Origin of the sequence: Providencia sp. Me31A, from assembly GCF_050487165.1 — a bacterium.
In the GTDB taxonomy this organism is placed as follows: Bacteria; Pseudomonadota; Gammaproteobacteria; order Enterobacterales; family Enterobacteriaceae; genus Providencia.
Window position 1 is genome coordinate 24,438 of record NZ_JBKQGZ010000023.1, and the last position, 18,881, is coordinate 43,318.

At 38.3% G+C, this 18,881-nt stretch carries 25 protein-coding genes; 13 read left to right on the plus strand and 12 right to left on the minus strand.

Annotation, left to right across the window (positions count from 1 at the left end; genetic code table 11):
* The first annotated feature begins 160 nt into the window (after positions 1 to 160).
* The 11 genes from rpoE to acpS all read left to right on the plus strand — a co-directional run bounded on the left by rpoE (position 161) and on the right by acpS (position 10,073).
* A complete protein-coding gene (gene rpoE, locus ACLPIE_RS17715) occupies positions 161 to 739 on the plus strand; it encodes an RNA polymerase sigma factor RpoE (RefSeq protein ID WP_430263030.1) in 579 nt (192 codons plus the stop codon).
* A gap of 62 nt (positions 740 to 801) precedes the next feature.
* Entirely contained in the window at positions 802 to 1,425 is a 624-nt protein-coding gene (rseA, locus tag ACLPIE_RS17720; RefSeq protein WP_430263031.1) for an anti-sigma-E factor RseA, read from the plus strand.
* On the plus strand, positions 1,425 to 2,375 hold the full coding sequence (gene rseB, locus ACLPIE_RS17725) for a sigma-E factor regulatory protein RseB (RefSeq protein ID WP_430263032.1): 951 nt from the start codon (positions 1,425 to 1,427) through the stop codon (positions 2,373 to 2,375). Before rseA ends, rseB begins: the two co-directional genes overlap by 1 nt.
* 3 nt (positions 2,376 to 2,378) lie before the next feature.
* On the plus strand, positions 2,379 to 2,846 hold the full coding sequence (gene rseC / locus ACLPIE_RS17730) for a SoxR-reducing system protein RseC (protein WP_430263033.1): 468 nt from the start codon (positions 2,379 to 2,381) through the stop codon (positions 2,844 to 2,846).
* 396 nt (positions 2,847 to 3,242) lie between these two features.
* Positions 3,243 to 5,036 (plus strand): translation elongation factor 4, encoded by a 1,794-nt coding sequence (gene lepA / locus ACLPIE_RS17735; RefSeq protein WP_430263079.1) that lies wholly within the window; start codon positions 3,243 to 3,245, stop codon positions 5,034 to 5,036.
* 17 nt (positions 5,037 to 5,053) lie between these two features.
* Positions 5,054 to 6,019, plus strand: a complete 966-nt coding sequence (lepB, locus tag ACLPIE_RS17740; protein WP_430263034.1) for a signal peptidase I — start codon at positions 5,054 to 5,056, stop codon at positions 6,017 to 6,019.
* 306 nt (positions 6,020 to 6,325) lie between these two features.
* The gene (gene rnc / locus ACLPIE_RS17745; RefSeq protein WP_430263035.1) at positions 6,326 to 7,006 is read left to right on the plus strand and encodes a ribonuclease III; all 681 of its coding nucleotides are present in this window, start codon (positions 6,326 to 6,328) and stop codon (positions 7,004 to 7,006) included.
* Entirely contained in the window at positions 7,003 to 7,911 is a 909-nt protein-coding gene (gene era / locus ACLPIE_RS17750) for a GTPase Era (protein ID WP_430263036.1), read from the plus strand. The genes rnc and era overlap by 4 nt, the downstream gene beginning before the upstream one ends.
* A gap of 11 nt (positions 7,912 to 7,922) precedes the next feature.
* Positions 7,923 to 8,651 carry a DNA repair protein RecO gene (gene recO / locus ACLPIE_RS17755; RefSeq protein WP_430263037.1) on the plus strand — a complete coding sequence of 243 codons (729 nt, stop codon included), beginning with the start codon at positions 7,923 to 7,925 and terminating at the stop codon, positions 8,649 to 8,651.
* Between the two features lie 298 nt (positions 8,652 to 8,949).
* Positions 8,950 to 9,681, plus strand: coding sequence for a pyridoxine 5'-phosphate synthase (pdxJ, locus tag ACLPIE_RS17760; RefSeq protein WP_430263038.1), 732 nt, complete (start codon positions 8,950 to 8,952; stop codon positions 9,679 to 9,681).
* The gene (gene acpS / locus ACLPIE_RS17765) at positions 9,681 to 10,073 is read left to right on the plus strand and encodes a holo-ACP synthase (protein WP_430263039.1); all 393 of its coding nucleotides are present in this window, start codon (positions 9,681 to 9,683) and stop codon (positions 10,071 to 10,073) included. Before pdxJ ends, acpS begins: the two co-directional genes overlap by 1 nt.
* A gap of 245 nt (positions 10,074 to 10,318) precedes the next feature.
* Here acpS and ACLPIE_RS17770 read toward each other — a convergent pair whose 3' ends face one another.
* Both ACLPIE_RS17770 and ACLPIE_RS17775 read right to left on the minus strand, forming a co-directional pair.
* Positions 10,319 to 10,765 (minus strand): hypothetical protein, encoded by a 447-nt coding sequence (locus ACLPIE_RS17770; RefSeq protein ID WP_430263040.1) that lies wholly within the window; start codon positions 10,763 to 10,765, stop codon positions 10,319 to 10,321.
* A 333-nt stretch (positions 10,766 to 11,098) separates the two neighbouring features.
* Entirely contained in the window at positions 11,099 to 11,359 is a 261-nt protein-coding gene (locus ACLPIE_RS17775; RefSeq protein ID WP_430263041.1) for a YfhL family 4Fe-4S dicluster ferredoxin, read from the minus strand.
* Between the two features lie 216 nt (positions 11,360 to 11,575).
* Here ACLPIE_RS17775 and ACLPIE_RS17780 point away from each other — a divergent pair, with 216 nt between their 5' ends.
* On the plus strand, positions 11,576 to 12,976 hold the full coding sequence (locus ACLPIE_RS17780; RefSeq protein ID WP_211889595.1) for a tyrosine-type recombinase/integrase: 1,401 nt from the start codon (positions 11,576 to 11,578) through the stop codon (positions 12,974 to 12,976).
* 204 nt (positions 12,977 to 13,180) lie between these two features.
* Here ACLPIE_RS17780 and ACLPIE_RS17785 read toward each other — a convergent pair whose 3' ends face one another.
* The 10 genes from ACLPIE_RS17785 to ACLPIE_RS17830 form a co-directional block, all read right to left on the minus strand.
* Positions 13,181 to 13,420, minus strand: a complete 240-nt coding sequence (locus ACLPIE_RS17785; protein WP_430263042.1) for a hypothetical protein — start codon at positions 13,418 to 13,420, stop codon at positions 13,181 to 13,183.
* A 72-nt stretch (positions 13,421 to 13,492) separates the two neighbouring features.
* Positions 13,493 to 13,666 carry a hypothetical protein gene (locus ACLPIE_RS17790; RefSeq protein WP_374447350.1) on the minus strand — a complete coding sequence of 58 codons (174 nt, stop codon included), beginning with the start codon at positions 13,664 to 13,666 and terminating at the stop codon, positions 13,493 to 13,495.
* Positions 13,663 to 13,833, minus strand: a complete 171-nt coding sequence (locus ACLPIE_RS17795) for a hypothetical protein (RefSeq protein ID WP_430263043.1) — start codon at positions 13,831 to 13,833, stop codon at positions 13,663 to 13,665. Before ACLPIE_RS17795 ends, ACLPIE_RS17790 begins: the two co-directional genes overlap by 4 nt.
* The gene (locus ACLPIE_RS17800) at positions 13,827 to 14,420 is read right to left on the minus strand and encodes an HNH endonuclease signature motif containing protein (protein ID WP_430263044.1); all 594 of its coding nucleotides are present in this window, start codon (positions 14,418 to 14,420) and stop codon (positions 13,827 to 13,829) included. The genes ACLPIE_RS17795 and ACLPIE_RS17800 overlap by 7 nt, the downstream gene beginning before the upstream one ends.
* Positions 14,417 to 14,647 (minus strand): hypothetical protein, encoded by a 231-nt coding sequence (locus tag ACLPIE_RS17805; RefSeq protein ID WP_430263045.1) that lies wholly within the window; start codon positions 14,645 to 14,647, stop codon positions 14,417 to 14,419. The genes ACLPIE_RS17800 and ACLPIE_RS17805 overlap by 4 nt, the downstream gene beginning before the upstream one ends.
* Before the next feature lie 25 nt (positions 14,648 to 14,672).
* Positions 14,673 to 14,852, minus strand: a complete 180-nt coding sequence (locus ACLPIE_RS17810) for a hypothetical protein (RefSeq protein ID WP_374447358.1) — start codon at positions 14,850 to 14,852, stop codon at positions 14,673 to 14,675.
* Positions 14,853 to 14,897: 45 nt separating this feature from the next.
* Positions 14,898 to 15,398, minus strand: coding sequence for a siphovirus Gp157 family protein (locus ACLPIE_RS17815; RefSeq protein ID WP_272576962.1), 501 nt, complete (start codon positions 15,396 to 15,398; stop codon positions 14,898 to 14,900).
* The gene (locus ACLPIE_RS17820) at positions 15,398 to 17,437 is read right to left on the minus strand and encodes a hypothetical protein (protein ID WP_430263046.1); all 2,040 of its coding nucleotides are present in this window, start codon (positions 17,435 to 17,437) and stop codon (positions 15,398 to 15,400) included. The genes ACLPIE_RS17815 and ACLPIE_RS17820 overlap by 1 nt, the downstream gene beginning before the upstream one ends.
* 12 nt (positions 17,438 to 17,449) lie before the next feature.
* A complete protein-coding gene (locus tag ACLPIE_RS17825) occupies positions 17,450 to 17,734 on the minus strand; it encodes a hypothetical protein (protein WP_430263047.1) in 285 nt (94 codons plus the stop codon).
* Positions 17,735 to 17,745: 11 nt separating this feature from the next.
* A complete protein-coding gene (locus ACLPIE_RS17830; protein ID WP_430263048.1) occupies positions 17,746 to 18,078 on the minus strand; it encodes a hypothetical protein in 333 nt (110 codons plus the stop codon).
* Between the two features lie 556 nt (positions 18,079 to 18,634).
* Here ACLPIE_RS17830 and ACLPIE_RS17835 point away from each other — a divergent pair.
* Complete coding sequence (locus ACLPIE_RS17835) at positions 18,635 to 18,835, plus strand: hypothetical protein (protein WP_004912086.1); 201 nt, start codon at positions 18,635 to 18,637, stop codon at positions 18,833 to 18,835.
* Positions 18,836 to 18,881: the final 46 nt, after the last annotated feature.

Below are 18,881 nucleotides of genomic sequence, written 5' to 3' on the forward strand. Positions count from 1 at the left end.
TCAAAATAAAAATCTTAGTAGTTTTGTAAATTTTTGACTATTTTTTTAGATTAAATTGAACTTCAACGGGTTCTACTACTCAAAGTAGTGCTTGCTTAGGAAGGGAGAACATGATCAAGTTAACATATTATCGGCCTGAATTCGGGAGATACTTCCTGGAATGAGCGAGCAACTGACAGACCAGTTATTGGTTGAAAAGGTACAAAAGGGCGATCAGCAAGCATTCAATTTGCTGGTAATTAAATACCAACATAAAGTTGCAAGCTTAGTTTCTCGTTATGTACCGCAAGCGGATGTCCCTGATGTTGCTCAAGAGTCATTTATAAAAGCGTATCGGGCTATTGGTTCATTCCGTGGTGATAGTGCATTTTATACTTGGCTATATCGTATTGCGGTCAATACAGCTAAAAATTATTTAGTAGCACAGGACAGGCGTCCTCCTGCTTCAGATTTAGAAGCGAGTGATGCAGAAAACTTTGAAACCGCTGGCGCATTAAAAGAAATTTCGAACCCAGAGAACTTAATGTTGTCTGATGAATTAAAGAACGTCGTTTTCCGGACTATTGAATCATTGCCTGAAGACTTAAGAATGGCAATTACGCTTCGTGAACTGGATGGTTTAAGTTACGAAGAAATCGCAGAAATTATGGATTGCCCTGTTGGCACCGTACGTTCGCGAATTTTTAGGGCTAGGGAAGCGATTGATAATAAAGTACAACCTCTGATTCAACAGCACTAACCGTATTGTTAAATCAGGAAATTAACTATAATTGTGATGCAATTAACTGAAGGTAATTGAGCATGCAAAGAGAGAAACTTTCCGCAATGATGGATGGCGAAGTTCTTGATTTAGAACTTGTAAATGCCATTTCATGTGATTCAACGTTAAAGCAACGTTGGGAGAGCTATCATCTTATTCGTGATACTCTGCGTAACGATACAAGTGAAGTCATGCATTTTGATATTGCAAGTAAAGTTGCGGCAGCATTAGAGAATGAAGCAGTGCGTATTAATCCTCAGGTAGTTGTCGAATCGCAGCCTGAACCTGCGACTTGGGGGGCTTTCCCTTTCTGGGGCAAAATTCGTCCTTGGGCAAGCCAGTTGACTCAAATTGGTGTAGCAGCTTGTGTTTCATTAGCCGTCATTGTTGGGGTTCAACAGTATAACCAAAGCGATGTTACTGACTCAGCTTTAGATGAGCCTATATTCAATACCATTCCTGTTGGAAGTGGAGCACCGGTTAGTTTGAATATTTCAGATAACCAATTGTTTGGTAATGAGCAACAAATTCAGCAAGTTGAACAACAAAACCAACGTATTAATGCTATGTTGCAGCAATATGAAATTGAAAGACGCTCAATGATGAATCAGCAGTATCAAGAACCTGCTGGACCCGCGTCTTCAGCGGGAGTTAAACTGCAATAATGAAAAAATGGTTATCCGTCATCTGCCTGACGGGCAGCCTGATTATTTCTAATCAAGCTTCGGCATCTGAACAAGGTGCCGATGTTCTTTTTAAAGAAATGGGGAATGCTGCCCAGAACTTGTCTTATGAAATGTCATTTATGACATTCAGTCCACAATCAATAATCCCAGTTCGTTATCGACATGCGATCATCAATGGTGAATCAGTTTCTCAGATGATCCAAATGGATTCATCACGCCGTGAGATAGTCCAAAAAGGTAATAACATCAGCTATTTTGAGCCTGGGTTTGATGCATTTAGCTTAAATGGCAATAATATTGTTGATAATATACCGTCAGTCGTTTTTGCAAATTATGAACAAATTAAACCTTACTACAATTTTATTGATGCAGGACGCACCCACATTGGTGATCGTCCAGCATTGGTGATCCGCATAATATCGAAAGACAATTCACGGTTTAACTATGTAGTATTGGTCGATGAGGAAACGAAATTGCCATTACGTATTGACCTTCTCGATAATAATAGCCAAACGTTAGAACAATTTCGTGTGATCTCGACGGTACTGGATAGTAAAACGGTGAAAGATTCATTACTCGCATTAAGCAAGGTAAATATGCCACCATTATTGATTTCTCCGAAAAATGGAAATCCTTCTTTTAAATGGCAAGTTGGCATGTTGCCTCCCGGTTTTGAAGAAATATCCCGTTCATCACGTCAATTATCTGAAGATGATGTGGTTGAAACCGCTATGTTTAGTGATGGTTTATTTACCTTTTCAGTAAACGTGACTAAATCGGCGAAAGGCCCGTTACTTGATCAGCCTCTGCAAAATGGGCGTCGGACAATTTACACCATGACGCAAAAGCAAAATGTCATCACTGTGATTGGTGAGTTACCCTTAGCAACAGCAGAAGTGGTCGCAGCTAGTATTCAAGTTCGGGAGTAAATTATGGTAAAAGAATGGGCAACTGTGATCCGTTGGCAAAATGGTAGGGCACTATTGCGCTATGGTTCTTCAACAGGTGGTTGTGGAAGTTGCAGTGCTCGTAAAACGTGTGGCTCTTATGCATTAAGTAAAATAGGGCCAAATACAGAACATGAATTAGAAATTGTGATTGAACAGCCGCTGGTGGAAGGGCAAAAAATTGAAGTCGGTATTCCTGAAGGAAGTTTGATTCGTTCTGCTCTATTAGTTTATTTAACGCCGATTTTAGGGCTTTTTTTACTCGCTGGATTGGCTCAATCATTGGATTTTGAACAATTTTGGATTGCAGTTTTAGGTGTGTTTGGTGGCATCATTGGTTTTTTTGTTGCCCGCAATTTAGCATCAAAATGGCGCGATGATGAAGCTTTTCAACCAGTGGTACTACAAATAGGGTTGCCACCTTCAGAGCTATCTGTTCAGGTGAATTGCTAAGTTTCAACGGCGTGTATTCAATATATAATTTGATAGTATCGATAAAAGGGAAACACAGCGTTTCCCTTTTTGTGGTTTAACTATTCATTTATTGGTACATGATACTGATTCAGTGATTTTACTTTTCTATTTTGGCTATAAATAACAAAATAGCTGGAGTATAGCTATAAAAGCGGTTTATTTTAGTCGGGAGTTTGCACAAAATTGTTTCGGCTAACGTATTAACCTGATACAGGTTTACAGTTGTTTTACATTGAATCTTTGTGTTAGTGGGTTCTTATATGTAAAATGCTGCTAATTAACAATCTTGTGATAATCATAGCATTTTAGTTTTGTCGCAATATTTGCACAAAACTGATTTTGTAAGGCAATTTAAAAGAAGATATTACCTTGAAAATCAATAATATAAGAAATTTTTCTATCATTGCTCATATCGACCACGGTAAGTCTACCTTATCAGATCGCATTATTCAGATTTGTGGCGGTTTAACAGATCGTGAAATGGCGGCGCAAGTTTTAGACTCGATGGATTTAGAGCGTGAACGTGGGATCACTATTAAAGCACAGAGCGTAACGCTTGATTATAAAGCTTCAGATGGTGAAACTTACCAATTAAACTTCATTGATACACCGGGGCACGTCGATTTCTCTTATGAAGTCTCTCGTTCGTTAGCAGCCTGTGAAGGTGCTTTATTAGTCGTTGATGCAGGGCAAGGTGTTGAAGCTCAAACATTAGCAAACTGCTATACCGCGATTGAAATGGATTTAGAGGTTGTTCCGGTTTTAAATAAAATTGACTTGCCAGCTGCCGATCCTGAACGTGTTGCGGAAGAAATTGAAGACATTGTCGGCCTTGATGCACATGATGCGGTTCGTTGTTCTGCAAAAACAGGGATTGGTGTTCAAGATGTCATTGAACGTCTTGTTAAAGAAATTCCACCTCCAGAGGGGGATGCTGATGCGCCATTACAAGCACTGATTATTGATTCATGGTTTGATAACTATTTAGGTGTTGTTTCATTGATCCGTATTAAAAACGGTACATTGAAAAAAGGCGATAAGATTAAAGTTATGAGCACTGGACAAGTGTACAATGCTGATCGTCTTGGTATTTTTACACCGAAACAGATTGATCGTGATGTGTTAAGTTGTGGTGAAGTAGGCTGGTTAGTGTGTGCGATTAAAGATATCACTGGTGCTCCTGTTGGGGATACATTAACAGGAGCTCGTAATCCATCAGAAAAAGCGCTGCCAGGGTTTAAGAAAGTTAAACCACAGGTATATGCAGGTTTATTCCCTGTGAGCTCGGATGATTATGAAGCATTTCGTGACGCATTAGGCAAACTAAGTCTTAATGATGCCTCTTTGTTTTATGAGCCAGAAACGTCTTCTGCACTAGGTTTTGGTTTCCGTTGTGGTTTCCTTGGCTTATTACACATGGAAATCATTCAAGAGCGTTTAGAGCGTGAATATGATCTTGATTTGATTACCACTGCACCAACAGTAGTGTATGAGGTTCAGCAAACCAACGGCGATATCGTATATGTTGATAGCCCATCTAAGCTACCGGCATTGAATAATATTGAAGAATTGCGAGAACCAATCGCAGAGTGTCATATGTTGATGCCTAAAGAGTATTTAGGTAACGTGATTACACTTTGTATTGAGAAACGTGGCGTTCAGACCAATATGGTCTATCATGGTAATCAAGTATCGCTGACGTATGATATCCCAATGGCAGAAGTGGTATTGGATTTCTTCGATCGTTTAAAATCAACATCTCGTGGCTATGCTTCGTTAGATTATGCATTTAAACGCTTTCAAGCATCAGATATGGTTCGTGTTGATGTTCTTATTAATAATGAACGTGTTGATGCTTTGGCTCTAATTACGCACCGTGCGAATTCTCAATATCGCGGCCGTGAATTGGTTGAAAAAATGAAGGAACTGATTCCACGTCAGCAATTTGATATTGCGATTCAAGCGGCGATTGGTAACCATATTATTGCTCGATCTACAGTTAAACAACTGCGTAAAAACGTACTGGCCAAGTGTTATGGTGGTGACGTTAGCCGTAAGAAAAAACTGTTACAGAAGCAAAAGGATGGTAAGAAACGTATGAAGCAAGTTGGTAACGTTGAGCTACCACAAGAAGCGTTCCTTGCTATATTGCATGTTGGAAAAGACTAAGTTTACAAGGAGTCGCAATGGCTAACACCTTTGCCTTGATCCTAACACTGGCAACATTAATCACTGGGATTATATGGTGTTTAGACAAGTTTAAATTTGCACCTGCGCGAAAAGCAAAACTCAAGCAGTTACAGGATGCAACAAATGGCGCTGTGAGTGAAGCGGATGTGGCGAATGCGGTTCGTCGCCCATCATGGCTGGAGACAGGGTCATCTATTTTCCCTGTATTGGCTATTGTACTGATTGTTCGTTCATTTATTTATGAACCATTTCAGATACCTTCTGGGTCAATGATGCCAACGCTGTTAGTTGGCGACTTTATGTTGGTTGAAAAATTTTCTTATGGGCTAAAAGACCCTATTACCCAAACGACATTGATTGAGACGGGTAAACCAAAGCGTGGTGATATTGCGGTATTCAAATATCCATTAGATCCCAGTATTGATTATGTGAAGCGCGTTATTGGTCTACCGGGAGATAAAATTGTTTATGATTCGGATGCTAAAGAGCTAACGATTTACCCAAATTGTGCTGACAACAAGTGCACAGAGAAATTACCAATCGTTTATGGCCCGCTGGCGCCGAGTGAATGGACGATGTTCCTTGATATCGGTTCTGTTGTTGATAACCAAAAAGGAAATTATGAGATTCCGTTAGACCAAGCTTTGCCAAGGAATGCGCTACGTCAGTATGAGCGCAGTGAAAAGTTAGATACGGTTGAACATCAAATTCTAATTATTCGCCAAGCAATTACTGAATCAAAATACATACAACCTGGTATGCCTAGAAATGAATGGATTGTTCCTGAAAAACATTATTTTATGATGGGTGATAACAGGGATAACAGTTCAGACAGTCGTATGTGGGGCTTTGTACCTGAGGAAAACTTAGTGGGTCGAGCCGTGTTTATCTGGTTAAGCCTAGATAAACAAGAAAATGAATGGCCTACAGGTATTCGTTTTAGTCGAATTGGTCCACTATAATATAGCTGGTTGGGTTGACTGATATTGCGAAGATGCGGGGTTTCATTTGAAAGTCCGCATTATTCGAAGCATTATTATTTTACTCAGTGTACAATATAGTTTAATTAATATTTATTGGCTCCTTCAATTATTAACCCTCCTTTTTAGCTTATTGTAACTAATCGAATTGTATAATTAGTACTACTGAGCTGTAAAAAAATATGGGTATTTGCGGAGTCAGTGCAAACGCAACAGTTTTGTAAAATGCTTTATTTTACAGGTCTGTTGCGTGTGCTTTTTTATCAAATAAAAAATGGTTGGGCGCACATGAATCCCTCTTTATTAGAAAGATTACAGCGTAAGCTTGGTTATCAGTTCACACAAAATGATTTATTAATCCAAGCATTGACACATAGAAGTGCAAGCAGTAAGCATAATGAGCGTCTAGAGTTTCTAGGGGACTCAATTTTAAGCTTTGTTATTGCAAATGATTTATATCACCGTTTTCCCAAAGTGGATGAGGGGGATATGAGCCGCATGCGAGCAACGCTTGTACGTGGAAATACACTAGCAGAAATTGCACGTGAATTTGAACTCGGTGAATGTTTACGTTTAGGACCGGGCGAGTTAAAAAGCGGTGGTTTTCGTCGTGAGTCTATCCTTGCTGATACAGTTGAGGCGCTAATAGGTGGTATTTTTTTAGATAGTGATATTCAAACAATCGAAAGAATTATTTTAGATTGGTATCAAAGTAGACTAAATGAAATTAGTCCGGGTGATAAACAGAAAGACCCGAAAACAAGGTTACAAGAATATCTGCAAGGGCGTCATTTACCGTTACCTAACTATTTAGTTGTTCAGGTAAAAGGTGAAGCTCACGATCAAGAATTTACGATCCACTGTCAAGTGAGTGGTATTGAACAACCTATTCATGGCGTTGGTTCAAGTCGTCGTAAAGCAGAGCAAGCTGCTGCGGAACAAGCATTGAAAATTTTGGAGCTTGAATGAGTGAATTACAATCCCACTGTGGCTTTGTCGCTATAGTTGGGCGTCCCAATGTTGGTAAATCGACGTTGCTGAATCAATTACTGGGGCAAAAAGTCTCGATTACGTCGAGAAAGCCACAGACGACTCGCCATCGTATTATGGGGATTCATACAGAAGATAATTATCAAATTATCTATGTTGATACCCCTGGGCTGCATATTGAAGAAAAACGTGCAATCAACCGTTTGATGAATCGGGCTGCATCTAGTTCGATTGGTGATGTTGAGTTAGTCATTTTTGTTGTTGAAGGGACTAATTGGACACCAGATGATGAAATGGTATTAACGAAGCTATCTAGCTTACGTTGTCCAGTTATATTAGCAATTAACAAAATTGATAATGTGACGGACAAAACGATACTGTTGCCGCATATCAGTATGATTAGTCAGAAAATGAATTTTTTAGATGTTGTCCCTATTAGTGCCGAAAAAGGTACGGGTGTGGATACAATTGCTAAAATTGTAAAACAACATATACCTGAAGCTATACATCATTTTCCTGAAGACTATATCACTGACCGCTCTCAACGTTTTATGGCATCTGAAATCATTCGTGAAAAGCTGATGCGTTTTCTGGGTGATGAACTCCCTTATTCTGTGACAGTAGAAATTGAACAATTTAAAGTTACAGAGGCTGGTATTTACCATATCAATGGATTAATACTGGTTGAGCGAGAAGGCCAGAAAAAAATGGTCATTGGTAACAAGGGCAGCAAACTAAAAACGATTGGTACTGAAGCGCGTATCGATATGGAAAGAATGTTTGATAATAAAGTGCACCTTGAGCTTTGGGTTAAAGTTAAATCAGGCTGGGCAGATGATGAAAGAGCATTGCGTAGTCTAGGTTATGTTGATGATCTAAAATAGTTGGTGGCGAAATGAGTGGCTGGCAACGTGCGTTTGTACTCCATTCAAGACCTTACAGTGAAACAAGTCTATTGTTAGATTTTTTCACTGAAGGGGAAGGGAAGATCCGCTTACTTGCCAAGGGGGCTCGTCGCAATCGCTCAGCGTTAAGAGGTTGCTTGCAACCTTTCACACCTTTGCTGATCCGCTGGGGAGGCAAAGGTGAAATCAAAACCTTAATCAATGCAGATCCTGTTTCTTTAGCGCTTCCTCTAACGGGTACTGTCCTATATAGCGGATTATATCTTAATGAGTTAACGGCTCGTGTGATCGAGTTTGGTACACCTTATTCTGCATTATTTTTTGATTACCTGTCTTGTTTGCAGGTGCTTGCAGCAAGTGAACGAACGCCAGAGTTCGCATTGCGCAGGTTCGAGTTAGCGCTGCTTTCTTACCTTGGCTATGGTGTAGACTTTTTACACTGTGCAGGTAGCGGAGAGCCTGTTGCTGACACGATGACTTATCGGTATCGAGAAGAAAAAGGTTTTATTGGTAGCTTAGTTACCGACCAGCTTAGCTTCACAGGAAAACAGCTTAAAGCACTCGCTAGCCGTGAGTTTCCTGACTTAGATACATTAAAAGCCGCTAAGCGTTTTACGCGTATGGCTCTTAAGCCTTATCTAGGTGGTAAACCTTTAAAAAGCCGAGAATTATTTCGCCAATTTGCCTACTCACCTGCCCCAAAAAATAAACTAAGTTAAAAGTGTTTTAATTTTATTTCTTACTTACTTGCTTAGTTTGTTTATTTGTAACTCGCTTACTCCCCGTACATCCTTTTTCCCTATGTTTTTATCTAAATAAATTTTATCTGGCAATACTATTTTGTTGTCTATGCAAAATCTTACGAAGCGCTTCGCAAAATTAAAATATACATACTGAAATAGAGGATTTGGGTTGGAATTTTTATTGAATGGTGAGAGATTTATTCCCTCAATGGAGCAAATTACAGTAGGATAGAAGGCTGATAAGATTGTCACGTTTATTAATTGGGAGTGAAAAATGGCTGAGCTTTTGTTAGGTGTAAATATTGACCATATTGCAACTGTAAGAAATGCAAGAGGAACCCAATATCCTGATCCAGTACAAGCCGCGTTCATTGCAGAACAAGCGGGTGCTGATGGTATCACCATTCATTTACGTGAAGACCGCCGTCATATTACGGATAGAGATGTCACACTACTAAATGAAACCATTCAAACTCGAATGAATCTTGAAATGGCAGTGACAGATGAAATGGTGGAAATTGCATGTCGTATTAAACCTGCATTTTGCTGTTTAGTACCTGAAAAACGTGAAGAAGTGACTACCGAAGGTGGCTTAAATGTCGCAGAGCAAAAACAAAAAGTCGCGGATGCAATTAAACGTCTCTCTGACGCGGGTATTTTAGTTTCATTGTTTATTGATGCAGACCATACGCAAATTGATGCCGCACAAGAGTGCGGGGCTCCGTTCATTGAAATCCATACAGGAGCCTATGCAGATGCGAAAACCGAGCAGGAGCAAGAAATTGAGTTTCGCCGTATTCGTGATGGTGTCGCTTATGCAGCGAGTAAAGGTATCAAGGTAAATGCAGGGCATGGTTTGACCTATCATAATGTGCAGCGTATTGCTCAATTACCTGAAATTTATGAGCTAAATATTGGTCATGCGATTATTGGCCGCGCTGTATTTAGTGGATTAGCACAGGCCGTTGCTGATATGAAAAAAATTCTGTTAGAAGCACGTAAATAATGGCGATTATTGGGTTAGGCACAGATATTGTAGAGATTGCTCGTATTGAGGCGATGATTGAACGTACAGGAGACAGTTTTGCAAAAAGAGTTTTAACAGAGACTGAGCTTATCCAGTATCAACAACAATCAAAGCCAGCTCGTTTTTTAGCAAAGCGTTTTGCAGTTAAAGAGGCGGCAGCAAAGGCACTTGGTACAGGGTTCCGCAACGGCTTGGCGTTTAATCAATTTGAAGTGACAAATGATAAGCTTGGAAAACCTTTATTGAGTTTGAGTGATAAGGCATTAAAATTAGCTGATAACCTACATGCGACACATTTTCATGTTTCGATTACAGATGAACGCCATTATGCGGTAGCTACTGTGATAATTGAAAGTGGTATTAAAAATTAATATATTTGTAGTTAATAGAGAAATATAGGTTATTTGCTGCTTGTTTTATTCGGCAACAAATAACCTATTAAAAGAAATAAGATGTTATAAAATGTAAAAATACAAAACATTACTATAATTTCTTATTATTCTGGTTATAAAAGAAAATAGACTCTCAGTCAGAAAATAAAGTCATTGACTGGCTAACAATATAATGTTTTGCAATTAATTTAGTTAGAGACTATTTTTCTATAGGTAATTTCTAATTATTCCTTTATGAATTTTCTAATTTCCCATTCTAAAGTACGTTTAGATTGTTCGTAAAAGTAGAAAAAGCCATTTGTAGTATAAATAGCTGTTCCTTGTTTAGAATCCCGTTTATAGCTAAGAGAGTCGAATACTTTTATCGAACCATTTGCATAAATAGTATATATATCTAACGTAGACTCAGCAATGTTTGTGCATACTAGGAACTGTTTACTATTTTTAGGGTCATAAACAACTTGAAGGTCATCGTGGAAGGTTGTTAATACGCCATCTTGGACTGGCTTGCTTAGGTCTATTTCTCCATCTTTTGTTATTTCATAAATAACAAAAGACTTGTTTCTCGCGATACCAATAAAGTAATTATAATCTTTTACGGTATAAACTAAACTTGTTGGGTAATAATCGGTAAATTTACTTTTTTGAACACTTTCATTTGACTTTGTCATAATATACCTCATTTGGTTATTGATAAACTTGAGGTGCTAATATATCTGAAAATTTTAATTTTAATAATAATAAATATTGTTAGAGCCTAATGAACATTAGTTTGGTTTTATCAGAATAATCGTTCTTATATTTATAGATAAATTGAACGAAATGAAAATTATAATATCGTCATTTTTATTACATAATACTGCTACTCATTAGTGATAGATTGCATAAATTAAAATTTATACAATCTTGAACGGATAAAAACCATTATAGATACTAAAATATCGATAAAAAATATCGAGTTTTATTCTTTCATAAACTAGAATCCCTAAAATAATATTAGAGATTTAAATTTTATCTGCGTGGTGAATGATAACAAATTTATCCCATAGTTGGTCTTGAGACTCAATATGGTTAGGATCAGTAATGATTGTATTGTTTATAGGACAAACCGATTGACAGGTCGGTTTATCATAATGTCCTACGCATTCTGTGCATAGGTTTGAATCAATCTCATAAATTTCGTTACCCATAAAAATTGCATCATTTGGACATTCAGGTTCGCACATATCACAATTGATACAGCGTTTTGTAATTAATAAAGACATATCAGTAATTTACATTCTATTAAGTTAAAAATCAGTAACTTATATCTTGCACTTATTCGTTACGTTCGTCTATTACTTGTATTTTTATACAGTATGCATTACATTGAAAAACTCTAATCCGTAACACAAAGCAGCAACACATACTGAAATTTATGCTCTAAAAACGCTTAATGTGAGAGCTTAAAGTATAGTGCTTTGTTATATAGGGGTATTTCAATGTCAGGTAAAGCAACACAAAGCTTAAAGTCACCATCATCTGATGAATATTCGGATGCTTTACTGCGCTGGGAGTCATGCAAGCCCCCTTATACAAGTACACACATGAGGGTTTGTGTTACTGCCGCTAAGATCATTTTAAATCATCTCAACAAGCCACGTCGATCTAAATACGAAAAAGAGCATTATCTACGCATTGATTTTAGCAAAGCGGGTAAGGTTACTATATATGCTGAGTTTCCGAAACAGATGGATTTAAAAGGTAGCAAGTTAGGTGAATGGCCAGAGCTATCGTTGCCAATTGCGCGAGAAAAAGCAAAGGAGCTAGCTGAATATGGCTTGCGAGCTGAATCTGTTCACCAATTGATCGAACTTTATGAACAAGACTTGGAAGGTAAGGTTAGTCGTTCAAAGCTTAGTGCAAATAGTTTTGCTACATATTGCTGTAGAACAAAGCAATTAAGAGAAGCTTTCGGCTCCCGTGAAATTTTTAGTGATATGAAGTATCAGCGACTTATTGAGGTTATTGATACATGGATACAAACTAAGTCTAATAACCATGCTTTAGAACTATTTGCAGAGTTGCGTAGGTTTTGGAAATTTGCAGCGCCTATTTACTGTAATGGAATGAATATTGCTGCAAGTATCCCTGATGATTATGTTTCATCTCGCGTGCAAAAACCAATGCCAACGAAGCGGTATACAGATATAGAGTCGATTGCAACGCTTTGGATGAATGTTGCTGTATGTACATCAGTTCATCAAAAGAATGCTATCCGATATATGATTTTAACGGGTGTTAGGCCTGTTAATGTTATTAATTTAAAATGGGAATATATTCATTTCGATAAGCAAGAGATAATTTACCCTGCTGGGTTAATTGGTATGCGTGGAGCAATGAAAACGCAAAAAGAATTTAGAATGCCAATCACACCAGGAATATCGACAATATTAAAAGAGCAAAAGGCATGGCAGGAATCAACGCTTGCTTGTAATCGAGAGTATGTATTTTTGCAACCAAGAGATCCTATGCAACCATTTGCAAAAAGGTCACTTGATAAATTAATTAAAACGTATAGCCCTGATGGTGCGGTGAAAGGGGTTGTTCACGAAGGTACTATAAAAGGGAAGTCTGGTGCATTTAATACTATGTGCCGTAAGTTTTTTAAAAGTAATATTATTGCTCAGATGAGAGCAAAAGGTTATTCGCGTTCTGATACTAAAGAGATAAGTATTCTATGTTTACACCATTCAGATAAACGTGATGATCCAATGGCGGAACATTACGATTTTTCAGATGAAATTATGCAGGAAGAAATAGCGCTAAAGCGTCAGGCGTTTGAGGCCCATGAAAATAGTATTCTGACTCAAGTAGCGCTATTACGTAGAAAGATGGGTTAGTAAACTTTTCGGCATTTTTCAATGAATGCTTTAACGTTTTTATACTCGTATCTAACGACTTTATCGGTAAAACAAATAGGTGCGAGCGTTTTTCTATGTCGATGAGTATTATTCCAGTCGGCTAAAGTTTTTGAACTGATGCCTCCTATTAGCGCACATACCTCCTGAATAGTTAACATATCATCATCGTCGTATACTTTCTTTTTAGGGGTATTCGTCTCTTCTTTTTTTGTTTTGCGTTCTACGCAAGCGCTTTCTGTTGCCATTTTGGTCTTGCCTCATTATCGATAAAATAATCTTATCTGCAGTATCACAAGCATGTTTTATTTCAGCTTCAGTGCATGGTCTATTTTTTACACTTGCAGCTAACTTGCCTAACTTAATATCAAACTCAGTTAATAATTTTCCCTCGGGCATCCAAGGGGTTAATTGTGGCTTTCTCATGGTGGTTACTCATTGGTTTTGAATAAACCACCATGCTAATAATAAATATAAAATAAAACTGATTATGCTTAATCAATTATTGGCTCGAATAATCGTATCAACTGGGTAACACTCAGACAGAATACCTTGTTGGGTTAGAGTGTCTTTATCAATCAAACAGTTTTGCTCATCGGGGTATGTATAGCCGTATGGTTTATACAAACAGTCCGCACCGCTGCAAATTAACAGGAACAAGGCATACATCATAATACTTTCCCTTTAGGCTGAGATTCTTTTACAGGTTCAATTTTGATGTTTTTGGGTAAGTCATAAACAACATAGCAGCGGTCGCTTGTTGTTATAAATCCTACAGAACCATCAGGCATAGTTAATTTAATAGTCGGTCGTTGGTTACTATGAAAATGTCTTAGCATTGGTCTTGCCTCTTAGTTTCTATACCTCTAATCGCAATCTTTATTCTGGCCAATTGTAAGATTGCATCTTTGTATTCAGGGGAAGCACCTGAGAAAAAACGATTAATAACTCCATGTTCTGATCTTGTAATAGCCATCAAATTATCAATGCTGCAATTCAATGGATTGCAATCGATGAATTTAATAACATGTCCTTTTGGAACAGGGCCGTTATGTTCCTCCCATACTAGAATATGTTTATGTTTCCATTTTCTAGGGTGTCCGATTTTGACTTTAATGTATCCATCAGTAGTAATAACCTCGGTACCAATAGGTTGGTAATTATGAGGTATATTGTTCTTTTTGAATGACCCTGCGTTAGCACCCTTTAATCCTTTTTTCCCTTTATTTGCAGGAGTGTGGCCTTTAGTGAATACTCCGGAACGGCCTGTTTTTAATTTCAGTCGTTTGCGTAGCCCGTTTATTGCATCCTTTGATCGTGATGTGCCAAATTTGTTATTGAAACTAATTGTGAGTTGGTCTAGTGGTAATAAATAGTTTTTACGCATCCAATCGCACATATCATCAGTATAGGAAAAGCGCTTCATTCTTTAACCTCTAAATACTTTGGTGCATCTCTTATGTATCCTGCGCGAGCCATACGTTTGACATTAATTGCCAATTGACCATTACTGACGATTTGAGATGCAATTGCGGACATTGCTTTCGCTCGGCTTATTTCCTCTTTGAGTTCATCACCCTTAATGCTTTCATCTGAAAGTCTTTCAAGTTGCATGAATAGGTGGTTATGTAAATCCTCTAAATTATTTTTCATAATTAATCGCCCGTGACATGTCACACTAGTGAATAACGGCTATTGATGTTGGGTAACCAAGTTGCAGTAAGACTGCTTTTTTAACCATAGATAACGTTTTTTCTTCTTGGCTGGTGGTGTGTTCGGTTGTATCAACAGACCACTCAACGCTGCATTTATTGTTAGTTTCATCGTGAATAATGATGACTTCTAATTTCATGGCCATAAAAATATCTCCTGATAATGCGCCCATTACTGGGCGCTATAGTTATTAACGAACCATTAATGAACGGTCACCAATTTCTAAGTGCGCACCAGGCACTTCAATGCCGTTTTCAATTGCTTCTTTAATGCGTTTTTTATCAGGTGCAGTAATAGTTTGAACATCAACTAATTCGTTAGGGAGAGCATCTTCATTATCAATAATGACCCGAACGACACCTGCGCGAGCGGTGAAGGTGTTTTTCGTGGTTTTTAGCTTATCCATGCCTGTGGTTAACAAGCAATCTAATGCGTATTTTTTCAGGCTTTTAACTTGGTTTTCGAATGATTTTTTACGGTCAGCTAAACGCTTAGATTCTTCATCTAATGTTTTTGCTTGCCCTTCTAAATTACGAGCATAGAGCATGATTGCATCTAGTTTATCGCCTAACTCACCTTCAATACCTTGAAGCGTATCGGCGATATCTTCGGCGGTAAATTCACCATTTTCGACGAGTGATTGTAATTTGCTGTAGTCAGCAGCCATTGCAATAGCAGTTGTTTTGGTCATTAGATTGCCTCTTCTTTTTGTTTCAGTTGGTCTAAACACTCATTTTCAATTTCTTTTAATCGACGCAGACGGCCGTTTAAATATTTTTCATATTCACTGTCGCCACGTTCTTTGGCTAATTTTGCATGCGTTGCAATTTCACGGGTAAGGGCTGATGCAATGCCACGTAATTCATTCTGTGTGACAGCACTACGCATGGTTTCAGTGTGCTTAGTGAATTTCTCATCTAGCTCTTTACGAATGCGAGTGACATCTTCTGCGTTGTCTGTGGCCGCTTTGATTTCATACTCAAGCTTATTACTTGCTACATATTCAGGGTTATCATGCATGCCCATAAACACATCAGAGCTAAAGCCAAGCATAGAAAGGGCTTTTTTGATTGCATCGGTGAGTGATTTTTTAATCACTTCGCCATCAGTTTTAAGACCATACTGTGTTTGATATAGGTATGGAGTGGCGCCATAGCTTTCGAATTCTGCACGTGTGCCATTTGGTGTTATGTACCAGAATTTGATTTTTACGGAATGGTTTTTCTCACAAAATAATGAGCCGTCTCCGTTTCGTAGAAATCGTGTTGCAACCTGTTTATTGCGTTCATCAAGAACTGGCTCAGTAAGGGGTTTACCGTCTATTAATTTCTCTTCAATAACTTCATAGTTCCAGCCAGAACCAATAGGACCAAATATCTCCGTTGCACGCATGATCATATAGGTTCCGTTGATACTAGTACCTATAAAGCCCATTCCCTCAATTGGTTTTGTAAATCGAGAGTCAGTGCGTTGTACGCGCTTCCAAATGCTAAGGTTGTCGTTATGATTCCCTAAAACCTCCTCGAGTACAGTTGCGCGTTGTTCAAAATCATCTTGTTGAACATTGGCAATCTCAACTACCGGCTCAACTGGATGGTTGACAACAGGCGCTTGAGCTTGTTCGGTTTCTACAACAACTTCCTTCACTGGTTCTTTTTCTGTTTTAGCCGGCGAATCTTTTTTCTTACTCGAGCGTTTTTGTTTTTCTGGTTTAACCGGTTCAGCTTCTTCTTTTGTTGTTTCATCATTAGCCGGCTTAGCATCTAAATTATCAACAGCAAAACGACCACTACCGAGTGAGGTTACTTTAGGGCTATTGGTACCAAGTTTTGAATCAATAAACGCTTTACGGGCATTAGCATCATCGAATAGCTCTGGTTTCTCTCTTGCTTCGGTCACTAGTGCAAATATGTTTTCACGAGGGATATCTAGAACACTAGGGAATGTGCGCAAATCCATTGATAAGCGTTTCCATGCTTTATCATCGGTGTTAATAAGTTCTTTGGCTTTACGGACGTCTGCACTTTTAACTTGGTTAATATCAACATCACCTAATAGTGCGAGGGCGATTTCTATATCAAGTTCGGCATAGTCGCGTTTAAGCACTGGTGCTTCTTCAATGATTTCTTTGGGAGGTAAAGAATCAACCTTGGGTTCATCCTCCAACCAGCTTTCACCAAGAGCTTTTGCATCTTCAATCGTGACTTCATCGTCAGCATGTTCATAAACAGCTTGAGCGATCTCCATAGTTGCATCGGCATCCATTAGTGAAACCTTGGTGATTTCTGCAAGGCCAGTAGCAATATTTCGAACTTTTGGGTCCTCTGTACTTTCATTGAGATACTTCAGTGTGAAAGTGTATTCTTTATCAGTAATTTGAGTTTTACCGAACATCAGTAAAGCAGCTACGCGAGGTTTAGTTGCAAGCTTTTTAAATTCTTTATATTTAATGGGTTGCCATTTTTCACCGTCAAATTCATTTTCAATAGCAAATTTTTCATCGAACTGATCGAGTGCAGGGCGGGGGGAGCCTACGGCGTCTTCACAAATGATAGGTTCATCAACGTTGAAGTTATCCATCGAATCAGGAAAAACCTCAGATAGTTTAATCATTGCAGTCGCTGCAGCAATTTTAGCATTAGCGGCATTTAGTGCGATTGTTAACGACACCGCGCCGTTGTTAGTGCGAGCCTCGGTCGTAGGCTCAAATACACAGATAAAAGTTGTCATTGGTCTTGCCTCTTATAAAATTCCGTTACGGTATTCTTTTTCTAGGTATGTTTCTTTTCCACTAACCTCAATACTTCCTTTAAGAAGCTCGCGGTTAGCTTTACCTATAGGGTTATCAGGTCTAATGTCTAACCCTTTTAATGGACGAGACATTGAATCGTGTCGAGTGATAATATCTTGTCGTTTGCTGTCAACTCGTTCGATAACTTCATCAAAGTGATCTCCGCAGGAAATGAAGCCTCTGTATTCATAAGCCTCGTTATCTTCTAATTCTTTTGTGCATAAGGAGCATTTCATAATGTTTCCTCTTAATAAGGGATTTCTTCATCAATTTTAGAAATAGGCTTGCCCTCTAAACAGAGAAGCATTTGGATCTGGTCTTCAAGTAAACTTGATTGAACTTGTGCATCAGCAAGAATTTTGTTTTGCTCAGCTTTGAGCGCGTCAATTTCTAACTGAACAAGTTCTGCATTGGTTGGTTCTGTAAAAGGAATTTCTATAACGTGTTCAGCAATAACAAAGCCAAAACCTGACTTCACATCAGACTTAAATGCGTATGTATTATATTGATAAGAACCGTCAAATTGCTTTTGTGCGTGGATATATAGAGTAACGCTTAGGGTTTTAGGTTGTGCTTTCATAGCAGCTCCTTTAAAATAGTGGTGATCAGTGATTTATCATTGGTCTTGCCTCTTCTAGCGTTTGGTCGCGCTAGTAGAACTCTCGGTTAGCTTTGGTCGGCGACCCGAGGTAAAGGAACCCACTTAGGTGGGTTTTTTTACGTCTATAATTTGTTGCCCGTCTTTCCGAGCTGTCATGGTCTGGTCTTGCCCTTCATTCTGTAAAAATAAGCTTTCCCTGGTACTGCTAAAAATTTGCCGTCATGTCGTGGTAATCATGAAAGGTCGTGATGAGAGCTTTGGTTCTCCTTCGACATAACAGCAAAACTAAATTTGGTTTGAACACCTATCAAAACACTTGCTGTATTTGTTTCGATGCATGCAATGATATGCATTAAACGAATATGCGTCAAGCGCATATTTGCGTGATAGGCATAATTAATTAGGGTTTTATTCGCATCGATATGATTCTTATATAAAAATATTTTCCTTTTGGACGGTTAATATTGTATTTTTACTATTAATTGAATGAAAATTAATCTTAAATAACTAATGGGAAATTTAATCGAGGTGGTATATGAACTTGGATGAAGAAAAAATAAGACATGTGGTATCTGAGGTAGGTCAGGCAACTATTCGGTTACTAATGAATAGTGAAACTATAACTAAAGAAATGTTAATTGATGAACTAGAACGCTATAGAAAAGAGGTGACAAACACCTTACATAAAGGTGCGTTACGCGACGCAGCTCAAGTAGTTAGAAGTATTAAATCATAATGAACAAAACAAAGCCCTCGGTACAATATGCACGGAGGGCTAGAAT

What these genes read in the sequence shown, in the direction of transcription:
- rpoE (WP_430263030.1), top strand. Translation starts at nt 161, where the DNA reads ATGAGCGAGCAACTGACAGACCAGTTATTGGTTGAAAAGGTACAAAAG.
- ACLPIE_RS17785 (WP_430263042.1), bottom strand. Translation starts at nt 13,420, where the DNA reads ATGAGAAAGCCACAATTAACCCCTTGGATGCCCGAGGGAAAATTATTA.
- pdxJ (WP_430263038.1), top strand. Translation starts at nt 8,950, where the DNA reads ATGGCTGAGCTTTTGTTAGGTGTAAATATTGACCATATTGCAACTGTA.
- ACLPIE_RS17795 (WP_430263043.1), bottom strand. Translation starts at nt 13,833, where the DNA reads ATGCTAAGACATTTTCATAGTAACCAACGACCGACTATTAAATTAACT.
- ACLPIE_RS17770 (WP_430263040.1), bottom strand. Translation starts at nt 10,765, where the DNA reads ATGACAAAGTCAAATGAAAGTGTTCAAAAAAGTAAATTTACCGATTAT.
- lepB (WP_430263034.1), top strand. Translation starts at nt 5,054, where the DNA reads ATGGCTAACACCTTTGCCTTGATCCTAACACTGGCAACATTAATCACT.
- ACLPIE_RS17775 (WP_430263041.1), bottom strand. Translation starts at nt 11,359, where the DNA reads ATGTCTTTATTAATTACAAAACGCTGTATCAATTGTGATATGTGCGAA.
- ACLPIE_RS17830 (WP_430263048.1), bottom strand. Translation starts at nt 18,078, where the DNA reads ATGAAAGCACAACCTAAAACCCTAAGCGTTACTCTATATATCCACGCA.
- ACLPIE_RS17780 (WP_211889595.1), top strand. Translation starts at nt 11,576, where the DNA reads ATGTCAGGTAAAGCAACACAAAGCTTAAAGTCACCATCATCTGATGAA.
- rnc (WP_430263035.1), top strand. Translation starts at nt 6,326, where the DNA reads ATGAATCCCTCTTTATTAGAAAGATTACAGCGTAAGCTTGGTTATCAG.
- ACLPIE_RS17815 (WP_272576962.1), bottom strand. Translation starts at nt 15,398, where the DNA reads ATGACCAAAACAACTGCTATTGCAATGGCTGCTGACTACAGCAAATTA.
- ACLPIE_RS17805 (WP_430263045.1), bottom strand. Translation starts at nt 14,647, where the DNA reads ATGAAAAATAATTTAGAGGATTTACATAACCACCTATTCATGCAACTT.
- ACLPIE_RS17820 (WP_430263046.1), bottom strand. Translation starts at nt 17,437, where the DNA reads ATGACAACTTTTATCTGTGTATTTGAGCCTACGACCGAGGCTCGCACT.
- era (WP_430263036.1), top strand. Translation starts at nt 7,003, where the DNA reads ATGAGTGAATTACAATCCCACTGTGGCTTTGTCGCTATAGTTGGGCGT.
- ACLPIE_RS17800 (WP_430263044.1), bottom strand. Translation starts at nt 14,420, where the DNA reads ATGAAGCGCTTTTCCTATACTGATGATATGTGCGATTGGATGCGTAAA.
- rseA (WP_430263031.1), top strand. Translation starts at nt 802, where the DNA reads ATGCAAAGAGAGAAACTTTCCGCAATGATGGATGGCGAAGTTCTTGAT.
- recO (WP_430263037.1), top strand. Translation starts at nt 7,923, where the DNA reads ATGAGTGGCTGGCAACGTGCGTTTGTACTCCATTCAAGACCTTACAGT.
- ACLPIE_RS17835 (WP_004912086.1), top strand. Translation starts at nt 18,635, where the DNA reads ATGAACTTGGATGAAGAAAAAATAAGACATGTGGTATCTGAGGTAGGT.
- acpS (WP_430263039.1), top strand. Translation starts at nt 9,681, where the DNA reads ATGGCGATTATTGGGTTAGGCACAGATATTGTAGAGATTGCTCGTATT.
- ACLPIE_RS17790 (WP_374447350.1), bottom strand. Translation starts at nt 13,666, where the DNA reads ATGATGTATGCCTTGTTCCTGTTAATTTGCAGCGGTGCGGACTGTTTG.
- ACLPIE_RS17810 (WP_374447358.1), bottom strand. Translation starts at nt 14,852, where the DNA reads ATGGCCATGAAATTAGAAGTCATCATTATTCACGATGAAACTAACAAT.
- rseC (WP_430263033.1), top strand. Translation starts at nt 2,379, where the DNA reads ATGGTAAAAGAATGGGCAACTGTGATCCGTTGGCAAAATGGTAGGGCA.
- ACLPIE_RS17825 (WP_430263047.1), bottom strand. Translation starts at nt 17,734, where the DNA reads ATGAAATGCTCCTTATGCACAAAAGAATTAGAAGATAACGAGGCTTAT.
- rseB (WP_430263032.1), top strand. Translation starts at nt 1,425, where the DNA reads ATGAAAAAATGGTTATCCGTCATCTGCCTGACGGGCAGCCTGATTATT.